The 20,362-nt window shown below is 66.2% G+C and carries 18 protein-coding genes; 11 read left to right on the forward strand and 7 right to left on the reverse strand.

Annotated features, from left to right (window positions below; translation table 11 throughout):
- Positions 1–21: 21 nt before the first annotated feature.
- The 3 genes from ACFPO9_RS01345 to ACFPO9_RS01355 are packed head-to-tail and all read left to right on the forward strand — an operon-like array spanning position 22 to position 3,032.
- Positions 22–840, forward strand: coding sequence for a quinoprotein dehydrogenase-associated SoxYZ-like carrier (locus ACFPO9_RS01345; protein ID WP_379765916.1), 819 nt, complete (start codon positions 22–24; stop codon positions 838–840).
- Positions 841–1,764, forward strand: a complete 924-nt coding sequence (locus ACFPO9_RS01350) for a quinoprotein relay system zinc metallohydrolase 2 (RefSeq protein ID WP_379765920.1) — start codon at positions 841–843, stop codon at positions 1,762–1,764.
- Positions 1,765–1,766: 2 nt separating this feature from the next.
- On the forward strand, positions 1,767–3,032 hold the full coding sequence (locus ACFPO9_RS01355) for an FCSD flavin-binding domain-containing protein (RefSeq protein ID WP_379765923.1): 1,266 nt from the start codon (positions 1,767–1,769) through the stop codon (positions 3,030–3,032).
- On the opposite strand, the gene ACFPO9_RS01360 is transcribed toward ACFPO9_RS01355, so the two are convergent.
- Entirely contained in the window at positions 3,033–4,694 is a 1,662-nt protein-coding gene (locus tag ACFPO9_RS01360; protein ID WP_379765926.1) for a 3-(methylthio)propionyl-CoA ligase, read from the reverse strand.
- Positions 4,695–4,873: 179 nt separating this feature from the next.
- On the opposite strand from ACFPO9_RS01360, the gene ACFPO9_RS01365 reads away from it, so the two are divergent.
- From ACFPO9_RS01365 to ACFPO9_RS01395, 7 genes are all read left to right on the forward strand, one after another.
- A complete protein-coding gene (locus tag ACFPO9_RS01365) occupies positions 4,874–6,379 on the forward strand; it encodes a protein adenylyltransferase SelO (RefSeq protein WP_465263306.1) in 1,506 nt (501 codons plus the stop codon).
- A 27-nt stretch (positions 6,380–6,406) separates the two neighbouring features.
- On the forward strand, positions 6,407–6,802 hold the full coding sequence (gene msrB / locus ACFPO9_RS01370; protein WP_379765929.1) for a peptide-methionine (R)-S-oxide reductase MsrB: 396 nt from the start codon (positions 6,407–6,409) through the stop codon (positions 6,800–6,802).
- Positions 6,803–6,829: 27 nt separating this feature from the next.
- The gene (locus ACFPO9_RS01375; RefSeq protein ID WP_379765932.1) at positions 6,830–7,471 is read left to right on the forward strand and encodes a septation protein A; all 642 of its coding nucleotides are present in this window, start codon (positions 6,830–6,832) and stop codon (positions 7,469–7,471) included.
- The gene (locus ACFPO9_RS01380) at positions 7,468–7,743 is read left to right on the forward strand and encodes a BolA family protein (protein ID WP_379765934.1); all 276 of its coding nucleotides are present in this window, start codon (positions 7,468–7,470) and stop codon (positions 7,741–7,743) included. Before ACFPO9_RS01375 ends, ACFPO9_RS01380 begins: the two co-directional genes overlap by 4 nt.
- A gap of 103 nt (positions 7,744–7,846) precedes the next feature.
- Positions 7,847–8,638 (forward strand): peptidylprolyl isomerase, encoded by a 792-nt coding sequence (locus tag ACFPO9_RS01385; protein ID WP_379765937.1) that lies wholly within the window; start codon positions 7,847–7,849, stop codon positions 8,636–8,638.
- 78 nt (positions 8,639–8,716) lie between these two features.
- On the forward strand, positions 8,717–9,496 hold the full coding sequence (locus tag ACFPO9_RS01390; protein WP_379765940.1) for a peptidylprolyl isomerase: 780 nt from the start codon (positions 8,717–8,719) through the stop codon (positions 9,494–9,496).
- Between the two features lie 86 nt (positions 9,497–9,582).
- A complete protein-coding gene (locus tag ACFPO9_RS01395; RefSeq protein ID WP_379765943.1) occupies positions 9,583–11,826 on the forward strand; it encodes a hybrid sensor histidine kinase/response regulator in 2,244 nt (747 codons plus the stop codon).
- 10 nt (positions 11,827–11,836) lie between these two features.
- On the opposite strand, the gene lpxD is transcribed toward ACFPO9_RS01395, so the two are convergent.
- The 5 genes from lpxD to ACFPO9_RS01420 form a co-directional block, all read right to left on the reverse strand.
- Entirely contained in the window at positions 11,837–12,877 is a 1,041-nt protein-coding gene (gene lpxD / locus ACFPO9_RS01400) for a UDP-3-O-(3-hydroxymyristoyl)glucosamine N-acyltransferase (protein ID WP_379765946.1), read from the reverse strand.
- Positions 12,878–12,959: 82 nt separating this feature from the next.
- Complete coding sequence (locus ACFPO9_RS01405; RefSeq protein ID WP_379765949.1) at positions 12,960–13,625, reverse strand: PEP-CTERM sorting domain-containing protein; 666 nt, start codon at positions 13,623–13,625, stop codon at positions 12,960–12,962.
- 237 nt (positions 13,626–13,862) lie between these two features.
- A complete protein-coding gene (locus tag ACFPO9_RS01410) occupies positions 13,863–14,192 on the reverse strand; it encodes a hypothetical protein (protein WP_379765952.1) in 330 nt (109 codons plus the stop codon).
- Positions 14,193–14,203: 11 nt separating this feature from the next.
- Positions 14,204–14,464 (reverse strand): hypothetical protein, encoded by a 261-nt coding sequence (locus ACFPO9_RS01415; protein ID WP_379765954.1) that lies wholly within the window; start codon positions 14,462–14,464, stop codon positions 14,204–14,206.
- A gap of 9 nt (positions 14,465–14,473) precedes the next feature.
- Complete coding sequence (locus ACFPO9_RS01420; protein WP_379765957.1) at positions 14,474–14,929, reverse strand: glycoside hydrolase family 16 protein; 456 nt, start codon at positions 14,927–14,929, stop codon at positions 14,474–14,476.
- 273 nt (positions 14,930–15,202) lie between these two features.
- Between ACFPO9_RS01420 and ACFPO9_RS01425 the strand changes: the two genes are divergently transcribed.
- Positions 15,203–16,219, forward strand: a complete 1,017-nt coding sequence (locus ACFPO9_RS01425; protein ID WP_379765960.1) for a DUF2515 family protein — start codon at positions 15,203–15,205, stop codon at positions 16,217–16,219.
- A 57-nt stretch (positions 16,220–16,276) separates the two neighbouring features.
- Here ACFPO9_RS01425 and purL read toward each other — a convergent pair whose 3' ends face one another.
- The gene (purL, locus tag ACFPO9_RS01430; RefSeq protein ID WP_379765963.1) at positions 16,277–20,290 is read right to left on the reverse strand and encodes a phosphoribosylformylglycinamidine synthase; all 4,014 of its coding nucleotides are present in this window, start codon (positions 20,288–20,290) and stop codon (positions 16,277–16,279) included.
- Between the last annotated feature and the right edge of the window lie 72 nt (positions 20,291–20,362).

Consider the following 20,362-nt stretch of genomic DNA (forward strand, 5'->3'; position numbering starts at 1 on the left):
GAGACTGGATGGAGGTCACCGATGAACGATCGTCGACGCAATCCGCTCTGCCCGCCATGCGCCGCCTGCCTGGCGGCGCTGGCTCTGCTCGCCTGTCCCTTGCCGGCGGCGGCCCAGGCGCCGGACGCGCCCTGGACCGCATTGCAGGCGGCCTACTTCCCCGGCAAGAAGCTGGAGCCCGCCCCCTTCATCCGCCTGACGGCCCCCGCGCGCGCCGCCAGCGGCGAACAGGTGCCCTTCGCCTTCAGCATCGACCACCCGATGAGCGAGAGCCGCTACATCAAGTCGGTCAGCATTTTCGTCGACGGCAATCCGGTGCCCCTGACCGCGGCCTTCCACTTCGGCCCGCAGAGCGGCAAGCCGGACATCGCCACCCGTATCCGCCTGGAGTCCGACTCGCCGGTGCACGTGGTGGCCGAAGCAAGCGACGGCAGGTTCTACGTGAACACCGTCACCGTCCGCGCCTCGGGCGGCTGCAGCGGGCCGGCGAGCGGCGATGAAGCGGCGGCGCGGGTCGGCGCCGGCAAGATGAAACTGGCGCTCGACGGCCCCTTCAAGGCCGGCGACGTGAACAAGGCCTCGCTGCTGATCCGGCACCCGATGTCCACGGGGATGCAGCGCGACCCGTTCTCGCATGGCTTCCGGCCGGCGTATTTCATCGACCGGATCGCCGTCACCTACAACGGCAAGCCGGTGCTGACGGCCGACACGAACATCGGCATCAGCGAGAATCCGTCCTTCCGCTTCGGCTTCGTCGCCGACAAGCCGGGCGCCCTGCAGATCGTCGCCCACGACAACGAAGGCGGCAGCTTCCGCCAGACGCTGGACGTCGGAGGCTAGGTGCGGGGCCTGGTCCGCACACTGCTCGCGCTGGTCCTCGCGGCCGCCGCCACGGCCGGCGCGGCGCCCTTGCGGGTCGAGCAGGTCGCGCCGGGCGTCTACGTGCACTTCGGGCAGCACAAGGATTTCGAGGATGGCTACGACGGCGATATCGCGAACATCGGCTTCGTGATCGGCAGCGAAGCCGTCGCCGTCATCGATACGGGCGGCTCCTGGCGCGTCGGCATGCGGCTCAGGGAAGCACTGCGCGCAATCACCCGCCTGCCGGTGCGCTATGTGATCAATACGCATGCGCATCCCGACCATGTGTTCGGCAACGCCGCTTTCATCGATGCCGCCGCGCCGCCGCGCTTCATCGGCCATGCCCGGCTGCCCCGGGTGCTGGACCTGCGCGGCGATGCCTATCTGCGCAAGCTGAAAACGCAGTTGGGGGAAGCGGCTGAAAAATCCAGGCTGGTCGCGCCCACCGACATCGTTGCGGACCAGCTGACCCTCGACCTCGGCAACCGGAAGCTGCTCCTGAAAGCCTGGCCGCCCGCACACACGAACAATGACCTCAGCGTGTTTGACGCCGCGAGCGCTACGCTGTGGACCGGCGACCTGCTCTTCACCGAGCGCACGCCCTCCGTCGACGGCGATGTCCCCGGCTGGCTTGCCGTCATGGACGCCCTCGACAAAACGCCGGCCCGCCTCACCATTCCCGGCCATGGCCCGGCCACCCGCGACAAGCACCAGGCGCTGGAGCGGCAGCGCGGCTACCTGAGCACCCTGCTGCGCGACGTCAGGGCCGGCATCCGCCGCGGCGAGGACATGAGCGCCACGATGACGGCCGCGGCGGCCGCCGAACGCCCGCGCTGGCGGCTGTTCGACGCCGTCAACCGGCGCAACGTCAACTTTCTCTATCCGGCGCTGGAATGGGAGTGACGATGCGCAGGCGCGACTTTCTCGAATGGGTCCTGGCCGGGTCCATGTGGCCGGCAATCGGCGCCGCAGCCGCCAGGAACGCGCACGCGCGCCGTGGCGGCGCGGGCCGCGTCGTGGTGGTTGGCGCCGGCTACGGCGGCGCGACGGCGGCCAAGCAGGTGCGGCTGCTGAGTGGCGGCCGCATCGAGGTCGTCCTGATCGACCCGAACGCCGACTTCATCTCCTGCCCGGTCAGCAACCGCGTGCTCGGCGGCCAGAAAACCCTGGCGCAGCTCACCTTCGGCTACGAACGGCTGCAGCGGCATCACGGGATCGAGTTCATGCGCGGCAGCGTGACGGCCATCGACGCCGCCAGGTCGCGGGTTGTGGCGGGAGGCGAAAAGCTGCGCTACGACCGGCTGATCGTCGCCCCCGGCATCGACTTCATCTACGACGCCTTTCCGATGCTGGCAAGCGCACAGGAGCAGATTCCACATGCCTGGAAAGCCGGGCCGCAAACCCGCAACCTGCACCGGCAGCTGCTGGCGATGCGCGACGGCGGCGTCTTCACGATCGCGGTGCCGCCCCAGCCCTACCGCTGCCCGCCCGCGCCCTACGAGCGGGCCTGCCAGGTCGCGTTCTATCTGAAAACGCATAAGCCGCGGTCCAAGCTGATGGTCCTCGACGCCAATCCCGTGATCACCTCGAAACGCGTGCTGTTCGAACGCGCCTTCCGCGAGCTGTACCCGGGCATGATCGAATACCTGCCCGACAGCGAACTGCGCGATATCGACGTGGCGACGAAGACCGTCAAGACCACCTTCGATACGCTGCGATCGGACGTGCTGAACATCATTCCACCGCAGCGGGCCGGCAGGATCGCCCGGGATGCGGGCCTCGCGAATGTGGATGGGCGCTGGTGCGAAGCCGATGCCCTCACCTACGAATCGATGGTCCTGCCGCGCGTGCACGTGCTCGGCGATGCGATCGAGGCCGGCCTGCCCAAATCCGCGCACATGGCCAACGCCCAGGCCAAGGTCTGCGCGCGCGCCGTCGTGGCGCTGATGCTGGGCGAGGCGCCGGATGCGGCGCCGGCCTTCGCCAACACCTGCTACAGCTTCGTCGACGGCGTCCAGGCCATGCACATCTCCACGCTCTACCGCTACGATCCGGCCGGGCGCAGCATGCAGGCGGAGGGCAAGGGCGTCCTGTCCGACCACGCCTCGGCACAGGAAGGCGTGGATGCCGAGGCCTGGGCGCGCCGGATCTGGGCCGACACCCTCGATTGATCAGGCGCCCGGCAGCCGGTAGTCGCGGAACTGCTCGCGCAGCTTGTTCTTCTGGATCTTGCCGGTGCCGCCGATCGGCAGGCTGTCCACGAACACCACGTCGTCCGGCATCCAGAAGCGCGCGATCTTCCCGTCGAAAAAGGCCAGCAGCTCTTCACGCGTCACTTCCGCGCCGGGCCGGCGCACCACCACCAGCAGCGGCCGCTCGTCCCATTTCGGGTGCGCCATGCCGATGCAGGCCGCCTGCAGCACGCCCGGATGGGCCACCGCGATGTTTTCCAGGTCGATCGAACCGATCCACTCGCCACCGGACTTGATCACGTCCTTGCTGCGGTCGGTGATCTGCATGAAGCCGTCGGGGTCGATGGTGGCGACGTCGCCGGTCGGGAACCAGCCGTCCTGCAGCACATCGCCGCCCTCGTTGCGGAAGTAGCTGGCGATGATCCACGGCCCCTTGACCAGCAGGTGGCCGAAGCTGTGGCCGTCCCAGGGCAGCTCATTCCCATCGTCGTCGACGATCTTCATGTCCACGCCGTAGATGGCATGGCCCTGCTTCTGCAGGATCTTGCGCTGCTCGGGCTCGGGCAGCTTGCGATGCCTGGCCAGCAGGCCGCCGGTGGTGCCGAGCGGCGACATCTCCGTCATGCCCCAGCCGTGGATCACCTGCACATTGAACTTGTCGATCAGGGTGTCCATCATCGCCGGCGGACAGGCCGAGCCGCCGATCACGGTGCGGCGGAAGGTCGAGAATCGCAGGTCGTTCTGCAGCGCGTAGTTGATCAGGCCCAGCCACACGGTCGGCACGCCGGCCGAGAAAGTCACGCCCTCCTGCTCGAACAGCTCGTACAGCGACTTGCCGTCCAGCGCGGCGCCCGGGAAGACCATCTTGGCGCCGGACAGCAGCACCGAATATGGCAGGCCCCAGGCGTTGACGTGGAACATGGGCACCACCGGCAGCACGGTGTCGATGGCGCCGACGTTCAGCACGTTCGGCAGCGCGGAGGCATAGGCGTGCAGCACGGTCGAGCGGTGCGAATACAGCGCGCCTTTCGGATTGCCGGTCGTGCCCGAGGTGTAGCACAGCGAGGCCGCGGCGTTTTCGTCGAACAGCGGCCATGCATAGCCGCCGTCGGCAGCCTCGACCAGCTCCTCGTAGCACAGCAGGTCCGGGATGGTCGACGCGGCCGGCATGTGGGCGCGGTCGCTCATCAGCACGAAGGCTTTCACGCTCGCGCAATGCGGGGCGATGGCTTCGACCAGGGATAAGAAGGTCATGTCGAAGAACAGCACCTGGTCTTCCGCATGGTTGACGATGTAGGCGATCTGCTCCGGGTGCAGGCGCGGGTTGATGGTGTGCAGCACCGCGCCCGAGCCGGATACCGCGTAATACAGTTCCAGGTGGCGGTAGCCGTTCCAGGCCAGGGTGCCGACCCGCTCGCCGATCGCCACGCCGCGCTCCGCCAGGGCCTGCGCCAGGCGCCGGGCCCTGGCTTCGCAGTCGCGGTAGGTGTAGCGGTGCAGGTCCGGCATGTCGGCCTCGACCCGGCGCGAGACGATCTCGCTGCCGCCGTAGTGCCGGGCAGCAAAGCGGATGATGCTGGAAATCGACAGCGGCTGGCTCATCATCTGGCCCTGGACTGGGCTCTGCGGAAAGGACTGCATCTTGTCTCCCGGAAGTGTTTGCGGCCGAGTTTGGAACGGCCGTGCGGAGAGCGTCAATGGATTTCGATGCTGCAATGCGTCAAGCCGCCTGGCGCCATCGTTACGGCATGTAAGCTGGATAGCGCGCACGCCAGCGTGCACTTGAAATCGGCCGGTCTGGGTTAGAATCCCGGCAACCTGTGTCTCCACCATCTGAAGGAACCGCCATTCGCGCTGACGACCTGCCCTTCGACAATTCCTTCGCTGAATTGCCGCCCGCGTTTTATACGCGCCTGATGCCGACGCCCCTGCCCGCGCCCTATTTTGTCGCGGCCAGCGATAAGGCCGCGGCCTTGGCCGGGCTGGCCCCGGCGGCATTGCGGCAGGAGGATTTCGTCGCCGTCTTCAGCGGCAACCAGGTGCCGTTGCGCTCCCAGCCCCTGTCCGCGGTCTACTCCGGCCACCAGTTCGGCCACTGGGCCGGGCAACTGGGCGACGGCCGCGCCATCCTGCTGGGCCAGCTGAGCGGTCCCGAAGGGCCGATGGAGCTGCAGCTGAAAGGCGCCGGCATGACGCCCTACTCGCGCATGGGCGACGGCCGCGCTGTACTGCGCTCCTCGATCCGCGAATTCCTGTGCTCGGAAGCCATGGCCGCACTCGGCATCCCGACCACGCGCGCGCTGATGCTGACCGGCTCGCACCAGCAGGTCGTGCGCGAGACCATCGAGAGCGCCGCCGTGGTCACCCGCATGGCGCCCTCTTTCGTGCGCTTCGGTTCCTTCGAGCACTGGCATTACCGCGGCAAGCAGGAAGAGCTGCGCATCCTGGCCGATTACGTGATCCACGCATTTTATCCGGACCTGCTGGTCGCGCCGAATCCCTACCTGGAACTGCTCGCCGAAGTCACGCGCCGCACCGCGCGCATGATCGCGCACTGGCAGGCGGTCGGCTTCATGCACGGCGTGATGAACACGGACAATATGTCCATCCTCGGCATCACCCTCGACTACGGCCCCTTCGGCTTCATGGAAGCCTTCGACGTCGACCACATCTGCAACCACACCGACCAGGGCGGCCGCTATTCCTATTCGAACCAGGTGCCGGTCGGCCACTGGAACTGTTACGCGCTGGCGAATGCCCTGCTGCCGCTGATCCAGGACAAGGAGGCGGCCGAGGCCGCGCTGGACGGCTATATCGACGCCTACGGCGACAAGTTCGACGAACTGGTGCGGGCCAAGCTGGGCCTCAAGACCAGCGAGGAAGGCGACCGCGCCGTGGCCGACGCGATGTTCAAGCTGATGCACGAAAACCGCGTCGACTTCACCCTGTTCTTCCGCCGCCTGGGCGAATTGCGCGTCGATGTGCTGGATGCCGACCGCGCCGAGGCGGATGCCCCGCTGCGCGACCTCTTCCTCGACCGCCCGGGCTTCGACGCCTGGGCCGTCGACTACCGCGCCCGCCTGCGCCGGGAAAACAGCGAGGACGGCGCGCGCCGGCTTGCGATGCACGGGGTCAACCCCAAATACATCCTGCGCAACTACCTGGCCCAGACCGCGATCGAAAAGGCGCAGAACGGCGACTTTTCCGAAGTCGGCAAGCTGCTGGCGATCCTGGAACGGCCTTACGACGAGCAGCCGGAGAACGAAGCCTATGCGGCCCTGCCGCCGGACTGGGCATCCCACCTCGAGGTGAGCTGCTCCTCCTGACCCTATTATTAGTAACGAGCGACGACCATGACCGAAAAAGTGACGAAGACCGACGCCGAATGGCGCGCCCAGCTGGACCCGATGGAATACCAGGTGACCCGCCACGCGGCCACCGAGCGCGCCTTCACGGGTAAATTCTGGGACCACCACGAGCACGGCATCTACCATTGCGTTTGCTGCGACACCCCGCTGTTCGAGTCCGACGCCAAATTCGAGTCAGGCTGCGGCTGGCCCAGCTACTTCCGCGCCCTCGACCCGGACAATGTGATCGAAAAGGTCGACCGCACCCACGGCATGGTGCGCACCGAGATCATCTGCGCGGTCTGCGACGCCCACCTGGGCCACGTGTTCCCGGACGGTCCGCCGCCCACCGGCCTGCGCTATTGCATCAATTCGGCCGCCCTGCGCTTCGAAGCGGCATAATACGCATTTTCAACGAACTGCCATCGCATGAAATTCCTGTTCGACCTGTTCCCGGTCATCCTCTTCTTCGCCGTCTTCAAAGTTGCCGACGGCAACCAGGAAGCCGCGCACGCCCTCGCCGTCCAGCTCATGGGCTGGATGGTGGCGGGCGGCGCCCTGACCCCGGCGCAATCGCCGATCATGCTGGCCACCGCGGTCGGCATCGTCGCCACCGTCCTGCAGATCGGCTACCTGATCGCGCGCGGCCGCAAGGTCGACGGCACCCTGTGGCTGTCGCTGGGCGTGATCGCCGTGATGGGCGGCGCCACCATCTATTTCCATGACGAGAAATTCATTCTCTGGAAACCGACCATCCTGTACTGGGCCTTCGCGCTCGCGCTGCTCATCGGCCAGGTGGGCTTCGGCAATAACCTGATCCGCAAGGTGATGGAAGCCCAGATCAAGCTGCCGGAATCGGTCTGGCCGAAGGTGAATGTCGCCTGGATGGTTTTCTTCGCCCTGGTCGGCGTCCTGAACCTGTTCATGGCCTTCGTGGTCTTCAAGGACAACTTCAGCGCCTGGGTCAGTTTCAAGCTGTTCGGCGTCACCGGCATCTTCTTCGCCTTCATCGTCATCCAGACCCTGATGCTGTCCAAGCATATCCAGGAACACGAGCAGGGGGACGCATGAGCCAGGCACGTGTCGACCGCATCCGCGAGCTGCTGCAGGCCGCGCTGAGCCCCTCGAAACTCGATGTCGCCGACGACTCCCACCTGCACGTCGGCCATGCCGGCGCAGCGACCGGCGGCGGCCATTTCAGTGTGAAAATCGTTTCGGAACGCTTCGAAGGCCAGAGGCTCGTCATGCGCCATCGGCTGGTGTATGATGCCGTGCAAGGTATGATGCATACCGACATTCACGCACTGGCGATCACCGCCATTGCACCATCGGAATTGTCGTGAGCCCGCAGCCTTCAGGAAGTCTTAAGTAATCTGTTCGAAAATCTGCTACGTATTACAAGAACTAATCCAATCTCGTCCAAGCAACCCCCTCACAGGAACCACCATGACTTTTAAGCCAGCAAGGCTGCTGTTAGCCCTGATCGCTATCGCCGCGTCTTTCGCAACTTCGTCGTCCTTCGCCCAGAACCTCGCCGTCGTCAACGGCAAGGCCATCCCGTCCTCGCGCGCCGACCAGATGGTCAAGCAGGTCGTGGCCCAGGGCCAGGCCACCGATTCGCCGCAACTGCGCGAAGCGATCAAGAAGGACCTGATCGCACGTGAAGTGATGATGCAGGAAGCCGTCAAGCAGGGCTACGACAAGAATCCGGAAGTCAAGCAGGCGCTGGAGAACGCCCGCCAGACCATCGTGATCAACGCCCTGGCCAAGGACTACGTCACCAAGCACCCGGTCAGCGACGCCGAGATCAAGGCCGAGTACGACCGCTTCACCAAACAGACCGGCGACAAGGAATACCACGTGCGCCACATCCTGGTGGAAAACGAAGCCGACGCCAACGCCATCATCGCCAAGATCAAGGGCGGCGCCAAGTTCGAAGACCTGGCCAAGCAGTCGAAGGACACCGGCACCGCCAACAATGGCGGCGACCTGGACTGGGCCAGCCCGTCCTCCTTCCCGCCGGAATTCGCAGCCGGCTTCACCGGCCTGCAAAAAGGCCAGGTGACCGAGAAACCGGTCAAGACCCAGGTCGGCTACCACATCATCAAGCTGGACGACGTCCGCGCCGCGAAACTGCCGGCGCTGGATGAGGTCAAACCGCAGATCGCCGACGCCCTGACCCAGCAGAAGCTGGCCTCCTACCAAGAGGAAATGGTCAAAAAGGCAAAGGTGCAGTAAGATGTTGCATCACCGGCGGCAGCCTTGCCGCCGGTTTTCGTCGCGTTGCGACTTTTGTGTTTAGATAGGATCGAATAAATGATTGTGAAGCCAGCCCGCCTGTTGTTAGCCATGACCGCGATGGTAGTCCTGCCGTCGTTCGCACAAAACGTCGCGACCGTCAATGGCAAGCCCATCCCCGCGGCCAAGGTCGACCAGGTCGTCAAGCAAGTCGTCGCCCAGGGCAAGGCCACCGATTCGCCGCAACTGCGCGATGCGATCAAGAAAGACCTGATCGGCCGCGAAGTCCTGATCCAGGAGGCCGACAAGCAAGGCATCGGCACCCGTCCGGAAGTCAAGAACGCGATCGACAACGCCCGCCAGAGCATCATCATCAATGCGATGCTGGCTGACTACATCAAGAAGAACCCGGTCAAGGACGCCGACATCACCGCCGAGTACAACAAGTTCAAGGCGCAAGTCGGCGACAAGGAATACCACGCCCGCCACATCCTGGTGGCCACCGAAGACGAAGCCAAGGCCATCATCGCCAAGCTGAAAGGCGGCGCCAAGTTCGAAGAGCTGGCCAAGCAGTCGAAAGACCCGGGCTCGGCCAACAATGGCGGCGACCTGGACTGGGCAAACCCGGCTTCCTTCGTGCCTGAGTTCTCGAAGGCCATGACCTCGCTGCAAAAAGGCGCGATCACCGAAACCCCGGTCAAGACCCAGTACGGCTACCACGTGATCAAGCTGGACGACACCCGCGCAGCCAAGATCCCGCCGCTGGAAGAAGTCAAGCAGCAGGTCGCCGAACAGCTGCAGCAGCGCAAGCTGGCGACCTACCGCGAACAGCTGATGACCAAGGCCAAGATCCAGTAATCGGTCCTGCCTGAGCCAGAAAGCGCTCCCCCGCCCGGAGCGCTTTTTTTCTTTCGCATTTTTACCGATTCTTGCCCGGGCTCCGCATGCCATCTCCCCGCAGCCGCACGCTGCCGCTACGCCACCTGCTAGTCCTGCTGACGGCGATCGGCCTGCTGCCGCTCGCCTTGCTGGGCATCTGGAGCATCCACGTGGCCAGCGAGTACCGCCAGCGCGAGCAGGAGCGCGCCTTGCTGGATATGGCGCGGGCCCTGTCGAGCGCCGTCGACGCCGAACTCGATTCCTCGGTGGCGGCCCTGTCATCCATGGCGCAGAGCCCGGCGATGGTGGCCGGCGACGTGCGCGCCTTCTACGATATCGCCAGCGCCCAGGCCAAGGCCCAGCCGGAGTGGCTGGGCGTGTTTCTGGCCGACCATGAGGGCAAGACGGTGTTCCGCACCAATGCGCCCTTCGGCGCCGAGGCGCCCGCCCTGGCCGATCCGGACAGCCTGCAGCAGGCGCTCAGCCTGCATCGCGCGGTGGTCGGCCGCATCGTGCGCGGCAAGGGCGGCCGCGCCGCCGTGCCGGTGCGCATTCCGGTCACCGATACCCATGGCCATGCCTTCGTACTCAGCGCCGTGGTCAAGCCGGACCGCATCCTGCGTGTGATCGAGCGCCAGCGCGCCCCGGCCGACTCCCTGATCGCCGTGATCGACGCCTCCGGCCACATCGTGGCGCGTTCGAAGAACCAGGAGCGCTTCGTCACCCAGCCGATCACGCCCGCCCTGCGCGCGCTGATGACCAGGAACGGCCTGGAAGGCGCCGGCGCCACCCTCACCAAGGAAGGCGACGAAGTGGCCACCGCCTACAGCAGCATGTCGCGCTACGGCTGGACGGTGGTCACGAATACGCCGATGGCCGCCCTGCGCGCCGGCTTCCTCGAAGGCATCGCCGTCTACGCCGCCGGTGTCGCCATTTCGCTGGCCATCTGCATCGCCCTGGCCTACTGGCTGTCGAACCGCATCGTCGGCGCCTTCAACGGCTTGCGGCGCGCCGCCGCGGCGCTCGGCGCCGGCCGCCCGGTCCATGTGCCGAAGGCGCGTATCCGCGAACTCGGGCGCATGGGACGCGCGCTCGAGGCTGCCGGCCGCCAGCGCGCCCGCCGCGAGCAGGAGCGCTCCTCGCTGATGGCTTCGCTGGAGCAGGCGCTCGAACAGGCGCGCGAAGCCAGCCAGGCCAAGGACGAATTCCTGGCCGTGCTCGGCCACGAACTGCGCAACCCGCTCAGCCCCATCGTCGCCTCGCTCGACTTGATGGACATGCGCGACGAGCCCGGCGCCCGCCGCGAACGCGCCATCATGCGGCGCCAGGTCACCCACCTGAAGCGCCTGGTCGACGACTTGCTCGACGTCTCGCGCATTGCCTCCGGCAAGCTGCAGCTGGAACTGCGCCCGCTCAACCTGGCCGAAACCGTGCGCCACGCCGTCGCCGCCCTGCCCGGCCACGCCATCACGCTGGAGGCGCCGGACGCCGTCTGGATCCTGGGCGACGACAGCCGCCTGGTGCAGGTGCTGAACAACCTGCTGTCCAACGCCGCCCGTTTCGGCAGCAGCGCCACGCACATCGAACTGGCCGCCGACGCGGCCGCCGGCCTGGCCCGCCTCTCGGTGCGGGACAACGGCATCGGCATGGATGCCGGCCTGCTGTCGCGCATCTTCGAACCTTTCTACCAGGCGCCGCAGCAACTGGCGCGCCGCACCGGCGGCCTCGGCCTGGGACTGGCGATCGTGCGCAAGATCGTCGAGCTGCACGGCGGCAGCGTCAGCGCCAACAGCGAAGGTCCGGCCCGCGGCAGCCGTTTCGAAGTCGCGCTGCCGCTGGCCGCCGCGCAGGCGCAACAGCGCGATGCCACGCCGGCGGCGGAGCAACAGCCCTGCGCCATCCTGCTGGTGGACGACAACGAAGACGCCGCCAACGGCACCGCCAGCCTGCTGCGCCAGCTGGGCCACAAGGTCGAGGTCGCGTACAACGCGGCCCAGGCCCTGGCCGCCGCGCGCAGCGTCCTGGCGGGCGGCTTGTCCACTGAGCTGCCCACTCAGCTGCCCACTGAGGTGCCGCGGGTCGCCATCCTCGATATCGGCCTGCCCGACATGGACGGCTACGCACTCGCCCTCCTGCTGCGCCGCCAGTACGGCGCCGGACTGCGCCTGGTGGCGCTGTCCGGCTACGGCCAGCAGGCCGACCTCGAGCGGGCGGTGCAGGCGGGCTTCGACTTGCACCTGACCAAGCCGGCGACGCTGGACGACTTGCTGCGCGCGCTCGGGCCCACGGCCGCGCCCGCTAGCCATTAGCCGCTAGCCGCTAGCCGCTGTCCAGCCGCTTGAGCGCCTTCTCCAGCGCACGGATCCTGGCGCGCAGCGAGGACAGGTTGCGCAGCAGCGCCGCGTTACGCTCCCACTCCGCGTTCGGCGAGATCGGATAAAAGCCCGTATAGCGGCCCGGCTCGTTGATCGAATTCGAGACCAGCGTGCCCGCGGTGATGTGGACATGGTCGGCAATCGTGATGTGGCCATTGACCATGGCCGCGCCGCCGAAGGTGCAGTATTTGCCGATGATGGCGCTGCCGGCCACGCCGACGCAGCCGGCCATGGCCGTGTGCGCGCCGATATGGCAGTTGTGGCCGATCTGGATCTGATTGTCGAGCTTCACGCCATCTTCAATGACGGTGTCAATCATCGCGCCGCGGTCGATGGTGGTGCCGGCGCCGATGTCGACGTCGTCGCCGATCAGCACCCGTCCCGTCTGCGGGATCTTGATGTAGACGCCCTCGTCCATGGCGAAGCCGAAGCCGTCGCCGCCGATCACGGCGCCGGAATGGACGATGCCGCGCGCCCCGATTACGCAGCGCGCCAGGAAGCTGGCGTTGGCGAAGAAATGCGTATGTTCGCCCACCACCGCGTCGCGCCCGATGTAGCAGCCGGCGTCGACCACGGCGCCGGCCCCGATCACCGCCCCCTCCTCGATCGTGACGTGGGAACCGACCCAGGCAGAGGGATCCACGCGCGCGCGCTCGTGCACGGCGGCGCACGGGTGGATGCCGGCACGCGGCGCCTCCCTCGGCGCCAGCAATTGCGCCGTGCGGGCGAAGTAGGCATAGGGATTGCCGGTGACGATGCGCGCGCCCTCATAACTCGCCGCGACTTCCGGCTCGTCCAGCGGCGACAGGATCAGCGCGGCTGCACGGCTGTGCGCCGCCTGGGCGCGCAGCTTGCCGTTGCCGAGGAAGCTGATGTCCGCCGGGCCGGCGCGCTCGAGCGGTGCGATGGCGCTGAGCTCGATGCCCGGATCGCCCTGCAGCTGCCCGCCGAAACGCTCGATCAGTTCACCTACGCGCATCCCCATGACGCCGCCCTCCGTGCTTGTCCGTGCAGAAGTTTGGACAGCGCGGCGGCAAGCAGGGTTCGAGCGTGCGGCTTGCGAACGCTCAGATGCTGTCGCGGCGACGGCGGCTTGCAACCCCGGCGCCAACCAGGCCCAGCGCCAGCAGCGCCAGCGAGCCCGGCTCCGGGACATCGGCTGCCAGGATGAAGCCCTGGCGCACCTGGGTAATGGTGGCGGAGCCGACCACGGCCGAAACATTGATCGCCTTGGTCACATACAGCTCGTCATACACGCCGTCCAGCGGAATGTCGAACCAGCCGTAGTTGGGATCCTGCTGATCGCAGACCAGTAGCGAGCAGCTGACCGTCAGGCGGCCGACGACCCGGCCGGTGGCATCGCGGATGGTCTCGGTCACCGAGGCCACGGAGACACCGAAGAAGCTACCGTCGAAGTCGAGCGTGACCGCACTGATGCCCTTGCTGCCGGCGTCGACGCGGTAGCGCAACAGGACATTGTCGAAGCTGAAGGAACTCGCCTTGAACTGGCTGGTGAAATCGAGGCCGCCGGCGTCGGCGCTGACGTCGATCTGATTGCAGTTGCTTGGCTTGGCCGAAAAGCCGCCCTTGCTGATGACACAGGCGAAGTTGTCGAACATCAGGCCGCCGGCCGACAAGGAAGAGGTAGAGGTAATCGGCGTCGCCGATGCCTGGCCGATGCCGACGCAAGCAATACAGCCTGCAATCAGGGCGCGAACGAGCGTGGTTTTCATGTCTGTCCTTGTCTGTCGGTTAATGGCCTAACAGACGAGTCGAAGCAAATTCGATGCCAACTGCCAAGTTCGCTGTATTTTCAAGGACTTGGCCTTGAACGCCGGCGCACCCATGCGTTCAATGTCAACTTCTTCGACAGATCCCGGACCGGCGGTCACGGCCCGGGAATGCCGGGCTTACTGCATCGTATCGCTCTGCTGGGCGGTGTCGACGGCAAAATTGCGCGCCGTGTCCCATTAGGTGAAGCTGTAGCGCACCACGTCGCCGATCTTCAGGCCGCCGCCCTTGTAGCTGTTGGTCGTGCCGTCCAGGCGCATGCGCAGGTTCTGCTGGGCGCCGTTGTTGACGGTGTAGTGCACGTCCGCCCAGCTGCCGGTGGCGGTATTGAACTGCAGCGCGGTGGTCGAGGTCCGGGTCACGGAGGTCGGCCCGGACGGCGGCGGCGGGGTGGTCGTCGTGCCCGAATCGTAGACGATGTCGTCGACCGGGAACTGGAATGTGGAGGCCGGCAGATTGTTCGCGTCGCGCGAGATCAAGAAGACGTCCAGCAGCGACTGCAGCGCCACCTTGGGCCCGATCAGGTCGAAACCGGAATCGTCCCTTGCGCCCAGTCGCCATTGCGGGTCAAGCCGTAGGCCTTGCTTTTGGCCGGGAAATTGACCCAATTCTGATTCGTGCAGGTATCGCCGAGCCCGATGTTGAAGGCCAAATTGGGCGGGATCTTGATTCGGAATTTCAGTGATCCGTTACAGTAATTCGTCGGGTCGCGGGCCCGGCGCCTGTAGGCCCAGGCGAGCAGCTTGACCGAGCCCTTGCCGGCGAGCTGGTAGACGCGCACAGAGTCGACCTACATGGTGCGGGGCCGCGGCGCCATTACCTGGGCGGCGGTCGCGGCATCGGTGGAGTTGCCGCCGACGGCCAGGTTCAGCAGCAGGTAGAACGGCGACCACAGGGCGCTCGGATTGACCGGCAGCGTCGCGTTGTACAGGTCGCGCTCGACGCCGTTGTCGATGATGGTGAAGAGCATCTCCGCATCGGTCCAGTACAGGCGGTATTTGACGAAGCGTTTGGCCAGCGAGGCCGCAGTCACGACATAACTCTTGTTCTGCCAGGCGGTCCACGCCGCGCGGCTCTCGTTGCCCGGCACGCAGGCGGCCTTGTGACCCTGCCCCATGATGTCGATCTCGCCGTTGCGCGGCCAGGTCTGGGCGCTGGTACCTGGCATCCAGGCGGCCGACCACAGTCCGGCGGCGAGGTTCGGCGCGGCCAAGCCGACTTCGATCATGCCGTACTGGACCTGCACCTTGTTCCTTGTATCGATTTTGCCGGATGTAAAAAGATTGCAAGAAAATGCGAGCCTGCCTTGACGGCAACCCGCGGCCTGCCAAGGTCGGAGCTGGCCGCGAATGATCCGTGCACAGATGGGACTGGAAAGGTTTCCATTGGAATAAGGAAAAATACACCCCTGAGTTTGGTGGGGCGTCAAATCGTATCGTGCGCTGCGGTTTAAGCCAGATCAATCCGTCGATGCCGGTGATCTGTCTAGATTGTCAGACGGCCTCGACAAGGAGCAGACATGAACGACAGGCACTCGCCCGGCGCAGTAAATCCGTCCCTCGCGCCCGGCAAATACCATGGCATTCCCATCGGCCGCCAGGCGCCGGACGGCGAAACCCTGAGCGCGGAACGCCTGTGGGCCAGCTTCCAGATCGAAGCCGAAGACCTGCTGAAAATCGACGGTCGCTGGATCGCCGACGACCGCGAACGCAACCGGCGCATCAATGCCGCCTACGCCCGCCTGTGGCTGGCCGACCGCCGCTTCCAGTGGGCGGGCCTGGCCGCCTTCGCCTCCAAGCAGGTCGGCTGCGGCCTGCTGCACAGCGCCGATATCCTCGACGCGCACCGCCAGGAACGCGAGCGGATCGAGCGCTCGCTGGGCCAGGGCTCGGCGCCGGGCGTGCAGTACGGCGCCACGCTGAAGTTGCTGGCCACCGAAATGGGCGCCAGCGGCATGGCGCACCGGCTCGGCCACGGCAACACCCACGTCTTCCTCGACGTCTATCCCCTGCACCGCTTCTACATGGAGCGCGGCTACGACGAATTCATCGCCTGCCTGCCGGAGCGCCAGAAGGCGCGCTATGCGGTGCGCTGGGAAGTGGCGCGCAGCACCCTGGCCTTCGCCGCGCCCTTCCCCGAAGTGGCGCGGGGCTTCACGCAGATCGAGCGCGGGCAGATCGCAGAGAGCGTCCGCACCCTGGCCCAGCACGAGCAGGTGAACGTGCTGCAGAAGATCATGTACGACTCGGCGGTGATGCAGCTGCTGCTGGACTGGAACCAGCTGGCGTGGGCGGTCGAGTTCCCGTCCGGGGATTATGAGGCGATCAGGCTGAATTTGTCGGCGCGGTGTCCGGCCAGGGCTGGAACGACGACGACGTTTTCTCAGGATCGGTATGCGAAGCTTTGGGATCCGGCTGAGCGGATGCCGTTTGTGTTCGCAGCGGCGGACCGGCTGGATGAGCTCCTCAAGGGTCCGGCGCCGGGCGAGGTCGAAGAATCGATCCGAACGATTTCGAGCAATGCCGTCACCGCCTGAGGACGAAAAAAAGCGCCCATAAACCGGGCGCCTTTTTCGTGACGCATCACGCCGCCATCAACCGACCCACTTCCGCGCATTCTGGAACATCCGCGCCCACGGCGAATTCTCACCCCAGCCATCCGGATGCCACGACATCGTCACCGTGCGAGCGACACGTTCTGCGTGCGGCATCATCACCGTGAAGCGCCCGTCCGGCGTGGTCACCGCGGTCAGGCCGCCCGGCGACCCGTTCGGATTGAACGGATACTGCTCGGTGGCCGCGCCGCGGTTGTCGATGTAACGCAGCGCTTGCACAACCTGAGACAAATCGCCGGTCTGCGAGAAGTCCGCAAAGCCTTCGCCGTGCGCGATCGCCAGCGGGGCCTGGGTGCCGGCCAGGTCGGCGAAGAAGATCGACGGCGAATCCAGCACTTCGACCATGCCGAAGCGCGCCTCGAACTGCTCGGACTTGTTGCGGGTGAACTTCGGCCAGGCTTCGGCGCCCGGGATGATGGACTTCAGGTTGCTCATCATCTGGCAGCCGTTGCAGACGCCCATGCCGAAGGTGTCGCCGCGGCCGAAGAAAGCCGCGAACTGCTGTTTCAGCGCGGCGTTGAACAGGATGGTCTTGGCCCAGCCCTCGCCGGCGCCCAGCACGTCGCCGTAGGAGAATCCGCCCACCGCGATCAGGCCCTTGAACGCCTCGAGCGAAACGCGGCCGGCGATCAGGTCGCTCATGTGCACGTCGACGGCCTTGAAGCCTGCCTGGTCCATCGCCCAGGCGGTCTCGATGTGCGAGTTGACGCCCTGCTCGCGCAGGATCGCCACGGACGGACGCGCGCCGGTCGCGACGAATGGAGCTAAATACGGCGCGGCGACGTTCACGTTCGTGTCGTGGACCAGCTTGGGCGTGAAGCCCGGATCCTGCTCGTCCAGCAGGCGCTCGTATTCCTGGTCGACGCATGCCGGATTGTCGCGCAGGCGCGCGATGCGCCAGCTGGTCTCGCTCCACAGGCGGTGCAGTTCGCTGCGGCGCTTGCTGTAGATGACTTTCGTATCGCGCGTGAATTCGATCACGCCGCGGTCGTTCACCTTGCCGATGATGTGGCTGCAGGCGCCCAGATCGAAGGAGCGCAGCACGTTCATGACTTCGCTGCGCTGCTCGTGGCGGACCTGGATCACGGCGCCCAGCTCTTCGTTGAACAGCGCGCGCAGCGTCATCTCGTTGCGGCGCTCGCCGACTTGCGCGGTCCAGTTCTTGGCGTCGCCGTGGTCGGAAGCGTGCTCGCCTTCCATGCTCAGGATGTCGAGGTTGACCGAGACGCCGGCGCGGCCGGCGAAGGCCATCTCGCACAGCACCGCGTACAGGCCGCCGTCCGAACGGTCGTGGTAGGCCAGCAGTTTGCCGTCCGCGTTCAGCTGCTGGATGGCGGCGAAGAAGGCTTTCAGGTCTTGCGGCTTGTCGAGGTCCGGGGTGTCCGTGCCGACCTGGTTCGTCACCTGCGCCAGCATCGAGGCGCCGAGGCGGTTCTTGCCGCGGCCCAGGTCGATCAGGATCAGCGAGCTGTCGCCCAGGTCCGTGCGCAGCTGCGGCGTGAGCGTCTTGCGCACATCCGTCACCGGCGCGAACGAAGAGACGATCAGCGACACCGGAGAAATGACGGCCTTGGCTTCGCCGCCGTCGTTCCAGGTGGTGCGCATCGACAGCGAATCCTTGCCGACCGGGATAGACACGCCCAGCGCCGGGCACAGTTCCATGCCGACCGCCTTCACGGTGTCGAACAGCGCGGCGTCCTGGCCCAGCTGGCCGCAGGCCGCCATCCAGTTGGCCGACAGCTTGATGTCTTCGATACTGGCGATCGGCGCGGCGGCGATGTTCGTGATCGCCTCGCCGACGGCCATGCGGCCCGAGGCGGCCGCGTCGATCACGGCCAGCGGGGTGCGCTCGCCCATCGCCATCGCTTCGCCCTTGTAGCCTTCGAAGCTGAGGGTGGTGACGGCGCAGTCGGCCACCGGCACCTGCCACGGGCCGACCATCTGGTCACGCACGCTCATGCCGCCGACGCTGCGGTCGCCGATGGTGATCAGGAAGGATTTATCGGCCACGGTCGGGTTCAGGAGCACGCGACGCGCGACTTCTTCCAGTTCGAGGCCGGTCACGTCGACCGGCGCGAAGCTGTTCGGCACGTGGACCACGTCGCGCTGCATCTTCGGCGGCTTGCCGAGCAGGACGTCCATCGGCATGTCGACCGGGCTGGTGTTCGTCAGCGGATCGATCAGGCGCAGCTGGCGCTCTTCGGTGGCGACGCCGACGGCGGCGAACAGACAGCGTTCGCGTTCGCAGATGGCGGCGAAGCGCGGCAGGTCACCAGGTGCGATCGCCAGCACATAGCGCTCCTGCGACTCGTTGGACCAGATCTCGCGCGGCGACATGCCGCTCTCTTCCAGCGGCACCTTGCGCAGGTCGAAGGTGGCGCCGCGCTTGGCGTCGTTCGTAATTTCCGGGAACGCGTTCGAGATGCCGCCGGCGCCGACGTCGTGGATCGAGATGATCGGGTTCGCCTCGCCCAGCTGCCAGCAGGAATTGATGACTTCCTGGGCGCGCCGCTCCATCTCCGGGTTGCCGCGCTGGACCGAATCGAAGTCCAGGTCGGCGGTGTTGGTGCCGGTGGCCATCGACGATGCCGCCGCGCCGGCCATGCCGATGCGCATGCCGGGGCCGCCCAGCTGGATCAGCAGGCTGCCGGGCGGGATGTCGTTCTTGTGCGTGTGCGCGTCCGAGATGTTGCCGATGCCGCCCGCGATCATGATCGGCTTGTGGTAGCCGAACACCGTGTTCTCACCGAGGGCGGTGGCGCCGACCTTCTGCTCGTAGGTGCGGAAGTAGCCGGCCAGCACCGGGCGGCCGAATTCGTTCGAGAAAGCGGCGCCGCCCAGCGGGCCGTCGACCATGATCTGCAGCGGCGAGGCGATGCGTTCCGGCTTGCCGTAGGCCGGGCTTTCCCATGGCTGCTCGAAGCCGGCAATGTTCAAGTTCGACACCGTGAAGCCGGTCAGGCCCGCCTTCGGCTTGGCGCCGCGGCCGGTCGCGCCCTCGTCGCGGATCTCGCCGCCGGCGCCGGTGGAGGCGCCCGGGAAGGGAGAAATCGCGGTCGGGTGATTGTGGGTCTCGACCTTCATCAGCGTGTGCGTCAGCTGGGTCGTGGCCTCATACTCATGCTTGTCGCCTTGCGGGAAGAAGCGCACCGCTTCGGCGCCGACCATGATCGACGAGTTGTCGCTGTAGGCCACCACCGTGCCTTTCGGCTGCAGCTGGTGGGTGTTCTTGATCATTTGGAACAGCGACTTGTCCTGCTTGACGCCGTCGACGGTCCACTCGGCGTTGAAGATCTTGTGGCGGCAATGTTCGCTGTTGGCCTGGGCGAACATCATCAGTTCGACGTCGGTCGGGTTGCGCTGGACCCTGGTGAAGGCGTCGAGCAGGTAGTCGATCTCGTCTTCCGCCAGGGCCAGGCCCATGTCGCGGTTGGCTTCTTCCAGCGCCGCGCGGCCCTTGGCCAGCACGTCGACGGCTTCCAGCGGCCGGCCTTCGAGTTCGGTGAACAGGGCCTGGGCTTCGTCGGCGCTGCGCAGCACGGTTTCGGTCATGCGGTCGTGCAGCAGGCCAGCGATGACTTGGGCTTCTTCCGCGCCCAGCTTTTTCGGGGCGCCAAAGCCGGTGCCCAGGATGCCGCTCTTCAGCACCACCGTGTAGGCGACGCCACGCTCGATGCGGTGGACGTGGGCCATGCCGCAGTTGTGCGCGATGTCGGTCGCTTTCGAGGCCCAGGGCGAGATGGTGCCCAGGCGCGGGATCACGAAGTACTCCTCGGTCACGCCCTCGTACTGCGTTTCCGGCACAGGCTCGCCGTAGGTGAGCATGGCGGCCAGGCGCTCGGTGTCCTCAACGGACAGGGGCGCGCTGGTATCGATGAAATGGTAGAAACGGGCCTGCACGGCAGCGATCGTCGGGGCGACGGACTGTAGTTGGGTCAGGAGGCGTTGGCTACGGAATGCAGAGAGGGCGTTGGAACCCGGCAGAATCAACATGGCTTGGAAGTCGGTTGATGCAGCGTGGCTGCGGGTGGAAGATAGCCCGCTATTATACAGCGTGCCTCCGTC

The organism is Massilia aerilata (genome assembly GCF_042656905.1).
Taxonomy (GTDB): domain Bacteria; phylum Pseudomonadota; class Gammaproteobacteria; order Burkholderiales; family Burkholderiaceae_D; genus Telluria; species Telluria aerilata.